We start from the raw sequence: 13350 nt of genomic DNA, 5'->3' as shown, positions 1-13350 counted from the left end.
GCCGCACCGAGCCACCAACGGAGAACATCTTGAACGCACAGCCGGGTCAGCCGGATTGGGACGACCGGGTCGACACCGACGGCCGGATCGCCGTCGTCGGCATGGCGGGGCGGTTTCCCGGAGCGGAGTCGCCCGACGAACTGTGGGACCTGCTGGAGACCGGGACCGAGGCGATCTCCCGGTTCACCGCGGAGGAACTGCGCGCATCCGGTGTCTCCGAGGCCGACGCGGCGGCCCCCGGCTACGTGGCCGCCAAGGGCGTCCTGCCGGACATCGCCGGTTTCGACTCCCACCTCTTCGGCTACAACGCCCTGGAGGCCTCGGTCATCGATCCCCAGCAGCGGATCTTCCTCGAATGCGCGTGGGCGGCGCTGGAGGATGCCGGCTGCGACCCGGACCGGGCCCCGGGGCCCGTCGCGGTCTACGCCGGGTCCCTGCTGAGCACGTATCTGATCCACAATCTGCTGCCCCGCACCGATCTGCGCGCCAAGCTGGGCGTCCCCCTGCTCTTCCAGGGAAACCAGCCCGACCAACTGGCCAGTCGCGCCGCGTACAAGCTGAACCTGCGTGGACCGGCCGTCAGCGTCCAGACCGCCTGCTCGACCTCCCTCGTCGCGGTGCACATGGCCGCGCAGAGCCTGCTCACGCAGGAGTGCGATCTCGCCCTCGCGGGCGGTGTCACCGTCACCGTGCCGCACCGCTCCGGCTACCTGCCCGTCGACGGGGGCATCGAGTCGGCCGACGGCCACTGCCGCCCCTACGGCGCCGGCGCCAACGGCACGGTGTTCGGTAACGGCGCGGGTGTCGTCGTGCTCAAGCGGCTGTCCGACGCCCTCGCCGACGGCGACCGCGTCCACGCGGTGATCCTCGGCTCGGCCGTCAACAACGACGGTGCCGCGAAGGCGGGTTACACCGCTCCCGGCGTCGCCGGCCAGGTGGCCGTGATCCGCGAGGCGCTGTCCGTCGCCAACGTGTCACCGCGCTCCATCGGTTACGTGGAGGGCCACGGCACGGGCACGGCGCTCGGCGACCCGATCGAGGTCGAGGCGCTCACCACCGCCTACCGGGCCGCCGACCCCGGCACGGACGCGACTCCCTGGTGCGCGCTCGGCTCGGTGAAGTCCCGCGTCGGCCATCTGGACACCGCGGCCGGCATCACCGGCTTCATCAGCGCCGTCCAGGCCCTGCGCCACGGCCGGATCCCCGCCACCCTGCACGCCGACGGCGACGCCCCGGCCCCCGCCCTCACCTCCACACCGTTCTTCGTGCCCGACCGCCCCACCGCGTGGCCGGCCGGCGACGGCCCCCGCCGCGCGGCCGTCAGCGCGTTCGGCATCGGCGGCACCAACGCCCACGTCGTGCTGGAGGCCGCGCCGCACCCCGCCGGCCGGCCCGGCGACGGGCACGGCACGCCGGAGAGCGCCGCCCTCCCGGTCGCGCTGCCGTTGTCGGCCCGTACCTCGACCGCCCTGGACGCCGCCGCCGAGCGGCTCGCCGCACATCTCGAGGCGCATCCGGACGTGCCGCTCGCGGACGTCGCCCGCACCCTGCGCGCGGGACGGCGCCGCCTGGACCACCGCAGGGTCGTCCTCGCCCGCGACACCGCCGAAGCCGTCACCGCGCTGCGCACCGGCGGGCGCCGCGACTCCGTGCGCACCCGCACCGACCGCGTCGACGCGCCCGTGGCGTTCCTGCTGCCCGGCCAGGGCACCCAGCTGCCGGGTATGGCGACGGGCCTGTACGACGCGCACCCGGTCTTCCGGGCCGCGCTGGACGAGTGCGCCGACATCCTCCGGCCGCACCTCGGACAGGACCTGACCGCCCTGCTGCGCTCCGGGGACCAGGAGGAACTGCGGCGTACGTCCCTGCTGCAGCCCGCCGTCGTCGCCATCGGGCACGCGCTCGCCCGCCTGTGGCGACACTGGGGTGTACGCCCGACGGCCCTGCTCGGACACAGCCTCGGCGAGTTCACCGCCGCCGCCCTGTCCGGCGTCTTCGAGCTGCCCGATGCCCTGCGGCTGGCCGCGGTGCGCGGTCGGCTCATGGAGGACACGGCGGCCGGGGCCATGCTCGCGGTGCCGCTCGCAGAGGCCGGCGCCACCGAGGCGGCCGCCCGGTACGGGCTCGACCTCGCCGCGGTCAACGGCTCGGCGGCGACCGTGCTGTCGGGCCCGCTCGACGCGGTCGACCGGGCCCACACCGACCTCGAAGGGCGCGGTGTGCGCCCGCTGCGGCTGCCGGTCGACCGGGCGTTCCACAGCGCCCTGTGCGAGGAGTCCGCCGCGCGCTTCGCCGAGGAGGTCGCGGGCACCGCACGCCATGAGCCCGCAGTGCCGTTCGTCTCCGGCGTGACCGGTGAGTGGATCACCGCGGAACTGGCCACCGACCCCGCCTACTGGGCCCGCCAGATGCGCGAGCCGGTCCGCTTCGACCGGGGTCTCGACACCCTGGCCGCGCTGGACGACGGTCTCGTCCTGGTGGAGAACGGCCCCGGCAGCGTCCTCACCGACCTGGTGCGCTCGGTCCGTTCCGGCGCCGGCGAGACGCGGCTCGCCCCGCCGCCGCTGCCCTCCCGGAGCCGCCGCGGCCCCGAGGACGAGCCCGCCGGCGCGGCCCTGTCCCTGGCCGGGCTGTGGGCCCACGGCGCCCGCGTCGAGTGGGAGCCCGCGGCTCCCGGCGCACGGGTGACCGGTCTGCCCGGCTACCCCTTCGAGCGCCGGCACCACTGGATCGAACCCCTCACCGAGGCCCTGCCCGCCGCACCCGCTTCCGAGGCCGCGGGCCTCGCACCGCGGGAGGCGGCCGAGGCCGTGCACGCCACCCATGTCTGGCGTCGCGCGGACGCCGCCGGCGAGACCGCCGAGCGGCTCACCGGCCGGCGCCGGACCTGGCTCGTCCTGATGGACCCGGACGGCGCGGCCCAGCCCGTCGTGGACCTGCTCACCGCACGCGGACAGATCGTCACGGTCGTGCAGCCCGGCACCGGGTACCGACGCGTCCGGCGCGGCGTCTACGAACTCGATCCGGCCGACCCGGCCCAGTACAGCAAGCTCTTCGCCGACCTGCGGGCACTGGTGCGCACCCCCACCGCGGTGCTCTACGCCTGGGGCCTGAGCACCGGTCAGGGCACCGCGGCCGCCGGCCCCGACGAGACCGCCTGCTACTTCGGGCTCGTGCGACTCGCCCGCGCCATGGCCGACGAGAGCGTCGTCAACGAGGTGCGCCTCGGCGTCCTTACCCGCGGCGCGTTCCGCACCACCGCGGGGGAACGCCCCGATCCCGCGGCCGCGATGCTCAGCGGCCCCGTCCAGGTCCTCCCGGAGGAGTACGCCAACCTGCGCTGCTCCCAGGTCGACCTGGCGGCCGGGGACGCGCTGGACGCGTCCTGCGCCGAAGCCGTGCTGAACGCCGTGCTGGCCGCGCCCGCCCGGCTCCTCGCCCTGCGCGGCGGTGACCTGCTCACCCGTGCCGTCGAGGCCGTCGAGCGTCCCGGCCCCGACACCGCCACCCGCCTCCCGGCGGCCGGCACCTGGGTCATCACCGGAGGCCTCGGCGGTATCGGCCGGACCCTCGCCACCCGCCTGGCACGCTTCCCCGGCACCCGGCTGGCCCTGCTGAGCCGGCACACCCCCGACGGCGACGACGGCGGACCGGCCGCCGCACTGCTGCGCGAACTGCGCGCGTCCGGGACCGAGGTCCTCGCGCTGCGGGCCGACGTCACCGACGCCGGTTCCCTGAGCACCGCCCTGGACGAGGTCCGCGCCGCCTTCGGCACCATCGACGGCGTCGTGCACGCGGCCGGTGTGCCCGGTGGCGGCTCCGTCGCCCTGCGCGACGACCAGGACGCGCGCGCCGTGTTCGGCCCCAAGGTGACGGGCACGCGGAACCTTCTCGCCGCCCTGCGCCCCGACGAGGCGCGGGTCCTCCTCGTCTGCTCCTCGCTCGCCACCGTCGTACCCACCTACGGTCAGGCGGACTACGCGGCGGCCAACGCCTACCTCGCCGCGGCGGCGGAGGCCGAGGCGGCCCACGGGGTCCGGCACGCCGTCGCCGTCGACTGGGACATGTGGGCCGAGGTCGGGATGGCCAGCGAGGCCGAAGTGCCCGCCGACCTCCAGGCGTTCCAGGAGCGCATGCTCGCCGGGGCCCTCACGCCCGAGCAGGGCGCGCGCGCCTTCGCGGCCCTGCTGGACGCGCCCGCCGGCCGGGTGGTGGTGGCCCGCTCCTCGGCCTCCGTCACGGACGGAACCCTCCGGCTCGCGGACGAACCCGCCGCGGTACGGCCCGCGGCCGTGGCCCTGCCCCGCCCCGACCTGGCCACCGCCTACGTGGCACCGCGCACCCCGACGGAGGAGAGGCTCGCCGAGATCTACGGCGAGATGCTCGGCATCGACCGGGTCGGCGTCCACGACGACTTCCTCGGGCTGGGCGGACACTCCCTCCTCGCCGCGCAGATCGTGGCCCGGCTGCGGGCCGAGTTCGAAATCGACGTACCCGCCCGGGCGTTCTTCGACGGCGGCACCGTCGCCGACCTCGCCGAGCTGATCGAGGAACAGATCCTCGCCGAACTGGAGAACCAGTGACCAAGCCCACCGACCGGGAAGAGCGTCTCGCCCGGCTCACCCCTGAACGGCGGGCCGCTTTCGAGGCCCGCCTCCGAGGCCGTGCCGCCGACGCGGCCCCGGCACCCGCCACCCCCGGCACGGCCGCCGGCGCCACCGCTGCGGAACCGATCCGTCCCGTGGAGGGCCCTGCCCCGCTCTCCTTCGGGCAGGAGCGGCTGTGGTTCCTGGACCAGCTCACGCCGGGTCTCGGCGTCCACAACGAGTACGTGGCGCTGCTCCTCACCGGCCGGCTCGACCTCGACGCGCTCGACGCGGCGCTCACCGGACTCGTCGACCGCCACCAGGCCCTGCGCACCGTCGTCGACCCCGCGGACGGCACCCCGGTGCAGCGTGTGCTGCCCACGCCGGACACCGTCCTGCGGGTCGTGGACGCCGGACCCGAGGCCGACCCGGCCGCGGAGCCGGGACAGGACGGCCTGCTGCCCTCCGAACGGGCCCTGGCCGAGGAGGAGGCCGCGCGCCCCTTCGACCCGGAGAACGGTCCGCTGTTCCGCGCCCTGCTGATCAGGTCCGCGTCCGACCGGGCCCTGCTGGTCGTGGTCAACCACCACATGGTCGGCGACGCCTGGTCCAGGGCCGTGCTCGTGGACGACCTGTGCGCCGGCTACCGCGCGCGCCTCGACGGCACGCCGGCCACCGACCGGCCGCTGCCCGTCCAGTACGCCGACTGGGCCGCCTGGCAGCGCCGCGAACTCACCGACGAGCACCTGGCAGGTCAACTGACCTACTGGCGTGAACGCCTGGCCGACGCCCCGCCGCTGCTCGACCTCGCCACCGATCGCCCGCGTCCCGCGGCCCCCACCCACCGCGGCGGCCGCGTCCGCTTCACGCTCGACCCCCGCCTCAGCGAGGCCGTGGAGAACGCCGCCCGGGAGGCCAGGGCCACCCCCTTCATGGTGACCCTCGCCGCCTGGCAGGCCGTCCTGATGCGGCACTCCGGACAGGAGGACGTCGTCGTCGGCGTGCCGACGGCCGGCCGTGACCGGCCGGAACTGGCCTCCCTGACCGGCATGTTCGTCAACAGCCTGGTCCTGCGGGCCGACCTGTCCGGCGACCCCGCGTTCGGGGAGCTGCTCTCCCGGGTCAGGGAAGCCTCCCTGGGCGCACTGGCGCACGCCCAGGTCCCCTTCGAACGGCTCGTGCGCGAACTGAGCCCGGACCGCGCCATCGGCCACGCGCCGCTCTACCAGGTCCAGTTCGGCTACCGGAACGTCCCCGAGCGTGAACTCGCCCTGCCCGGCGTCGAGGTGCGGATCGCCGACCTCGACAACGGACTGTGCCGCACCGACCTCAGCCTCGAGCTGGCCCGGCGGGGCGATGTGACCGAGGGCATCTGCGAGTACAGCCGCGACCTGTTCGACGAGGACACCGCGCGCGCCCTCACCGACGCGCTGGAACGGGTGCTGCGCCGTGCCACGGCCGACCCGGGCCTGCGGCTGTCGGAACTCCTGGCCCTCACCCCCGCCGAACAGGCCCTGCTCGAAGCGTCCGGCGACGGCGGACCACTGCCCGAGGGCACCGTGGACGTGCTCACCGCCTTCGCCGCGGCCAGCGGCGACCACCCGGACGCCGAGGCCGTCGTCTGCGCCGGCACCTCGCTCACCTTCCGCGAACTCCACGCTCGTGCCGCGGACATCGCCGCACGACTGCGGGCCGCGGGCGTCCGGCCGGGCGACCGGGTCGGCGTCGGCATCCGCCGGTGTGCGGACCTCCCCGCCGCGCTGCTCAGTGTGCTCATGACGGGGGCGGCCTACCTGCCGCTCGACCCCGACTACCCGCAGCAGCGACTGCGGTACGTGTGCGAGGACGCGACGCCCACCGCCGTCCTCGTCCACACCGCCACCCGGGAGACGTTCGCCGCCGCCGGCATCGTCCCGGAAGGCGTGTCCCTGGTCGACATCGACGCGCCCGCCGACCACGCCGGCGCGGCCGATGACGCCGCACCGGCCGCCGACCCCGGCGCACCGGCGTACGTCATCCACACCTCCGGCTCCACCGGCAAGCCGAAGGGAGTGGTGGTCCTCCACCGCAACCTCACGGCGTTCCTGGCCGCCATGGACCGGGTCGTCGACACCGGCGGCGCAGACGTCACCTGGCTCGCCGTCACCAGCGTCTCCTTCGACATCTCGGTGCTCGAACTGCTGTGGACGGTCAGCCGAGGCCACCGCGTGGTCCTCACCCCGGACGGCGGCGGCACCACCGCTCACGTGTCCGCGTCCGCGCCGGACCGGCCCGAAGGCGCAGCGGCCACACCCGATTTCAGCCTCTTCTACTTCGCCAGCGGCTCCGGCCTGACCGGACCGGAGCAGTACCGGCTGCTGATGGACGGCGCCCGCTTCGGCGACGAGCACGGCTTCAGCGCCGTATGGCTCCCGGAGCGGCACTTCCACGCCTTCGGCGGCTCGTTCCCCGCGCCGTCCGTGCTCGCCGCCGCCGTGGCCACCGTCACCCGGCGCATCGGCATCCGTGCCGGCAGCGTCGTCATGCCCCTCCACCACCCGGTCCGGGTGGCTGAGGAGTGGTCGGTCGTCGACAACCTCTCCGCCGGCCGTGTCGGGCTGTCCTTCGCCTCGGGCTGGCACATGGACGACTTCGTCCTCGCCAAGGACGCCTACGAGGACCGGCAGGCCCGCACCCTGGAGGGGCTCGACGAGGTCCGCAGACTGTGGCGAGGCGAGCAGGTGGCCTTCGAAGGCCCCCGCGACCGGACCGTCGAGGTCGGCGTACTGCCCCGCCCCGTCCAGGCCGAACTGCCGGTGTGGCTCACCTCCTCGGGCAACCCCGAGACGTGCCGCAGTGCGGGCGAGGCCGGTGCGCGGCTGCTGACCCACCTGCTCGGCCAGAGCGTCGAGGAACTCGCCGAGCGCATCGCGGTGTACCGGGAGGCGTGGCAGCGCGCCGGGCACCCGGGCGAGCCCCACGTCACCCTGATGCTGCACACCTTCATCGGAGGCGACGCCCAGGACGTCCGCACGCACGCCTGGCAGCCGTTCCGCGACTACCTGCGCTCCTCCGTCGGTCTGATCGAGAACCTGGCCCGCGCCATGGGCGTCGACATCACGGCCGACGACTTCACCGAGGACGACCAGGAAGCCCTCCTCGACCACGCCTGCGCCCGCTACCTGGCGGACAGCTCGCTCATCGGCACGGTCGAGGACCGGCTGCCCCTGGTGCGCCGGCTCACCGAGGCCGGCGTGGACGAGATCGCCTGCCTCCTCGACTTCGGCGTCGACGTGCAGGCCGCGCTCGGGGCCCTGCCCGCACTGGCCGACCTCAGGAGCCGGGCCGCGACGGCCGCCGTCGGCGCGCCTCGCGAGGCCACCGCGCTCACCGAGCTGATCCGCACGCACGGCGTCAGCCACCTCCAGTGCACCCCCTCGCACGCCCGCGCGCTCCTCGAGGAGGCGGACACCGCCGCCCTCGGCGGACTGCGGCAACTGCTCCTCGGCGGCGAGCCCCTCGACGCAGAACTCGTCCACGGACTCGCGAAGCACGTGCGCGGCACGATCCGGAACATGTACGGCCCGACCGAGACCACCGTGTGGTCCACCACGGACCTCGTCGACCCGACGGCGGGAACGGTCACCATCGGACGGCCCGTCGCCGGCACCACGGTCCGCGTGCTCGACCCGCACGGACGGCGCGTCCCCGTCGGTGTTCCGGGAGAGCTGTACATCGGCGGCGCCGGCGTGACCGCCGGATACCTGGACCGCCCCGAGCTCACCGCCGGACGGTTCGTCGCTCCGCCCGGCGCTCCCGACCAGGCCGCCCCCGGGGAACGGCTCTACCGCACGGGCGACATCGTCCGCGTACGCCGCGACGGACGGATCGACTACCTGTCCCGCAACGACCACCAGCTGAAGATCCGCGGCTTCCGGGTCGAGGCGGGCGAGGTCGAGGCCGCTCTCGCCGCCCTGCCGGCGGTCCGCCAGTGCGTCGTCACGGGCCACGGCCTCGGCACGGCCGCCGCCGCACTCGCCGCCTACCTCGTGCCCGCCTCCCCCGAAGAACCGCCGACCCCGGCCGAGCTGCGCGCCGAACTCGCGCGCCGGCTGCCGCCGTTCCTCGTCCCGTCCCACTTCGTCCTGCTCGACGCGCTGCCGCTGACCAGCAACGGCAAGGTGGACCGCGGGGCGCTGCCCGCCCCCGGCCCGGGGAGGAGCGCCACCGGGGAGTTCACCGCACCGACCACCCCGGCCGAGGAGCTCATCGCGGCCGTGTGGCGCGACGCCCTGCGGGTCGACCGCGTCGGCGTCCACGACGACTTCTTCGAACTCGGCGGCCACTCCCTGCTGGCCACCCAGGTCGTCGCAGGAATCCGGCGCGCGCTGGGTGTCCGGCTTCCGCTGCGCACCTTGTTCGAGGCGCCCACGGTCGCCGCGCTCGCCCGCGCCGTGGAAGGACCCGGCGGGGCGGAGGCGGAACCGGCGGAGCCCTCCACGCCGGCCCTGCTCACCCCCGACCAGGAGCACCGGCACGATCCGTTCCCGCTGACCGACGTGCAGCGCGCCTACTGGATCGGCCGCAGCGGCAGCGTGGGCGGCGACGTCTCCTGCCACCTGTACGTCGAACTCGATGTCGACGACGTCGACCTGCCCCGGCTCGAGCGGTCGTGGCATGCGCTGGTGCGGCGGCACGACGCCCTGCGCATCGTGGTGGACGAGGACGGCGCGCAGCGCATCCTGGCGGACGTCCCCGACTACCGCATCGAGGTGGAGGACCTGCGCGGTCTGGACGAAGCCGGGCGCGGCAGCCGTCTGGAAGCGACCCGCCGGGCGATGTCCCACCAGGTGCTGCCCTCCGAGACGTGGCCGCTGTTCGACGTCCGGGCCAGCCGCACCGGGGACACCGAAGCCCGGCTCCACTTCGGCATCGACACCCTGATCGCCGACGGCGGCAGCGTCCAGATCCTGCTCCGCGAACTGCTCGCCGTCTACCGCGGCGAGCTCCGGCCGAGCCCGCTCCAACTGTCCTTCCGGGACTACGTCATGGCCGAGCGGCAGCGCCGCGGCGGCCCGGAGCGCGAACGCGACCTGGCCTACTGGCGCGACCGGCTCGACACCCTGCCGCCCGCGCCCCCGCTGCCGCTGGTCCGGCGTCCCGAAGAGCTGACGGAAACCCGGTTCAGGCGCCGTGAGGCGCACCTGCCGGCGGACGTGTGGAGCCGGCTGAAGGAGCGGGCCGCCGCCGCACGGATCACCCCGTCGGCGCTCGCCCTCTCCGCGTACGCCACCGTGCTCGGCACCTGGGCGGGTACGGACCGCTTCACGCTCAACCTCACCCTGTTCAACCGGGCCGGCGACCACCCCGACCTGCCCGACCTCGTCGGGGACTTCACCGCCCTCACCATGCTGGAGGTGGACGGCGCCGCCTCCGGCGCGTTCGAGGAGCGGGCCCGCCGGATCCAGAACCGGCTCTGGGAGGACCTCGACCACCAGCTCGTCAGCGGTGTGTGGGTCGCCGGCGAACTGGCCCGCCGCCGCGGCGTCGCCGACGCCGTCATGCCCGTCGTCTTCACCAGCGAACTGGGCGCCGCGGACGCCGGTGGCACCCCGCCGGCCGGGCTGGGCGCACGGGTCGCGTACACCATCACCCAGACCCCCCAGGTCTGGCTCGACCACCAGATCGCCGAGGACGGCGGCCGGCTGCGGCTCACCTGGGACGCCGTCGAGGCGCTGTTCCCGGCCGGGGTGCTCGACGACATGTTCGCCGCGTACACGGCGCTGCTGACCTCCCTCGCGCAGGAACCCGCCGCCTGGACCGACGAGCACCGCGAAGTCCTGCCCCCCGGGCAGACCGCGCGCTACACGGCGCTCAACGACACCGCGGGGCCGCTCCCGGACGGTCTGCTGCACGAGCCGTTCCTCGACCGTGCCCGCCGGCAGCCCGACCGTGTCGCGGTCGTGTCCGGCACCGGCACGGTCACCTACGGGGAACTCGACCGGGCATCGCTCGCGGTCGCCCGCAGCCTGCACAGGGCGGGCGTGCGGTCCGGCGATCTCGTCGGCGTCCTGGCCGACCGCGGCTGGGAACAGGTCGCGTCCGCCATCGGCGTCCTGCGTGCCGGAGCCGCCTACCTGCCCCTGGACGGCGGACTGCCCGCGGCACGCGTCGCCCGCTCCCTCGAACACGCGGGAGCCGTGGTGCTGCTGGTGCCCGCCTCCCGCCCGGCCGGGGACGGAGCGCCGGCCGGCGTCACCGTCCTCCGCTTCGACGAGGCGGTCGCGGACGGCGGCGCCGCCGGTCCCGAGCACGACCCGCGGCCCTCCACCACGCCGGACGACCTGGCCTACGTGATCTACACGTCCGGGTCCACCGGCGACCCCAAGGGCGTGATGACCGATCACCGGGGCGCCCTGAACACCGTCATCGACGTCAACGACCGGTTCGAAGTGGGCGCCCAGGACCGGGTGTTCGCCCTGTCGTCCCTCGGCTTCGACCTCTCCGTGTACGACATCTTCGGCACGCTCGCCGCGGGCGCCGCCCTGGTCCTGCCGGGCCCCGGCGAGGAACGTGACCCGGTCCGCTGGGCGCGGCTCGTCGCCGAGCACGGCGTCACGGTGTGGAACTCGGTGCCCGCACTGATGGAGATGCTGCTCGCGCAGGCCGTGGGCAACCCGGCCGTGGACGTGGAGAGCCTGCGGCTGGTCATGCTCAGCGGAGACTGGATTCCCGTCGGCATGCCCGACCACATCCGGTCGGTCGCCCCGAAGGCCGAGGTCATCAGCATGGGCGGCGCCACCGAGGCGTCCATCTGGTCCGTGCTGCACCCGGTCGGCACGGTCGACCCGGAGCGGCCGAGCATCCCCTACGGCCGTCCCATGCGCAACCAGACGATGTACGTCCTCGACGACGCCTTCCGGCTCCGGCCCACCGGCGTGCCCGGCGCCCTGTACATCGGTGGCGTCGGCCTCGCCGCGGGCTACCGCAACGCGCCCGACCTCACGGCCCGGGCCTTCCCCACGCACCCCGTCACCGGGGAGCGGCTCTACCGGACCGGCGACCTGGCGCGGCTGATGCCGGACGGCGACCTGGAGTTCCTGGGCCGCGAGGACTCCCAGGTGAAGGTGCGCGGCATGCGCATCGAACTGGGCGAGATCGAGGCGGCGCTCGTGCGCACCGAAGGCGTCCGCGAGGCCGCCGCGCTCGTCGAGGGCACCGGCACGTCGGCCCGGCTGGCGGCGTACGTCGTGCCGGCCGCGCCGGCCGCCACCGCCGGTTCGGAGGGTCCCGCGCCGGCCGCCACCGCCGGCCTCGATGCCGAGCGGGTACGCAGGCTGGAGACGCGGCTGCGCCAGCCGGGGCGGCGCGGCGACCTGTCGGGACGCGAGATCACGCCGTTCGCACTGCCGTCGGACACGACGGCACTGCGCGCCGCGTCGAACGCACGCGGCGCGGCCACCGGATTCGGCACCGGCCCCGTCCCGGCCGCCGACGTGTACGCGCTGCTCACCGTCCTGGCGCGCCAGGACGACGACGGTGTGCCCCGGTACGCCTACGGATCGGCCGGGGGTCTCTATCCCGTCCAGACGTACCTGGCCGTCGCGCCCGGCGGTGTCGAGGGAATCGAGGCCGGCACCTACTACGTGGACCCGGCCGGCCCCGCCCTGGTGGCGCTGGACGGTCCGGACGGTGCCCGGCGGGCTCTGGACCCCGTGCTGTACGGGGAGTCCAACAGGCCCTTGGCCGCGCAGGCGGGGTTCGCCGTCCATCTGATCGCCCGCGACGCCGCGGTGAGGCCCGTGTACGGCGAATTCGCCGACCGGTTCGCACTGCTGGAGGCCGGGGCCATGGCCCAGCTGCTGCGCCAGCGGGCCGCGGACTGCCGGGTGGGCCTGTGTCCGATCGGTGACGTGTACGCCGAACCGCTGCACGAGGTCCTGAGCCTGGAGAGCGACCAGACGGTGCTCCACACCCTGCTCGGCGGACTCCCGGCCGGCACGGTCACGGCCACCGACGACAAGGACCGGTGGGCGGCCGGCGTGCGGGACGAACTCACCCGGCGCCTGCCGGCGTACATGGTGCCGCGCCACATACGGGTGATCGACGCGCTGCCCCTGTCGGCCAACGGCAAGGTGGACCGCAACGCGCTCACCCGGCTGGGCGGTGGCCCCGCGCTGCCCGCGCCGGCGGTGGCGCCCGTCGCCGCACCGGTCCCGGCGCGGTCGGCACCGACGGCACCGACGGCGCCGTCCGGCGGCCTTCCCGGCACCACCCTGCAACGGCTCGCGGCGCTGTGGCGAGAGGTGATGGACGGTCAGGAGATCGACGTCGACACCAACTTCTTCGACGCCGGTGCGACCTCCATCCACCTGGTGCGCGTTCAGCGACGCATCACCGAGGAGTTCGGCACGGAACTGTCGGTCGTCGCCATGTTCGACAGCCCGACCGTCCGGCGCCTCGCCGAGATGATCGAGGGCGCCGAGCCGGCCGTCCCCGCGCCCGCCCCGGCCGCCCCCGTCCCCGTGCCCGCCCCGGCCGCCCCCGCCCCCGTGCCCGCCCCGGCCACCGCCGTCACGACGGACGCGGCCCCGGCGGAGCCGCGAGACCCGGCCTCCGCCGCCGGCCGGCGCCGTCACCACGAACGACGGCGTGCGGCACGCCGCCCCGGCGAACCCGGCAGCCCGTCGGCCGGCTGAGAGAACCCCGGGGAGAGGGGCGGGGCCACGGCCCCGTCCCGCTCCCCGGACCCCGCGAACGCGGAACGCACCGCCCCTAAGGAGAC

2 protein-coding genes are annotated in these 13350 nt (G+C 75.2%); both read left to right on the top strand.

All coding sequences use genetic code 11. The annotated features are described in order from the left end of the window. Positions 1 to 29 precede the first annotated feature (29 nt). Entirely contained in the window at positions 30 to 4583 is a 4554-nt protein-coding gene (locus ACWCPN_RS30090; RefSeq protein WP_451212441.1) for a type I polyketide synthase, read from the top strand. Next, positions 4580 to 13264 carry an amino acid adenylation domain-containing protein gene (locus ACWCPN_RS30085; protein ID WP_451212438.1) on the top strand — a complete coding sequence of 2895 codons (8685 nt, stop codon included), beginning with the start codon at positions 4580 to 4582 and terminating at the stop codon, positions 13262 to 13264. The genes ACWCPN_RS30090 and ACWCPN_RS30085 overlap by 4 nt, the downstream gene beginning before the upstream one ends. Positions 13265 to 13350 lie beyond the last annotated feature (86 nt).

Source organism: Streptomyces sp. NPDC002386, assembly GCF_053593175.1.
Note: the sequence above shows the minus strand (reverse complement) of the source record. Positions and strands in the feature narration are given on the sequence as shown.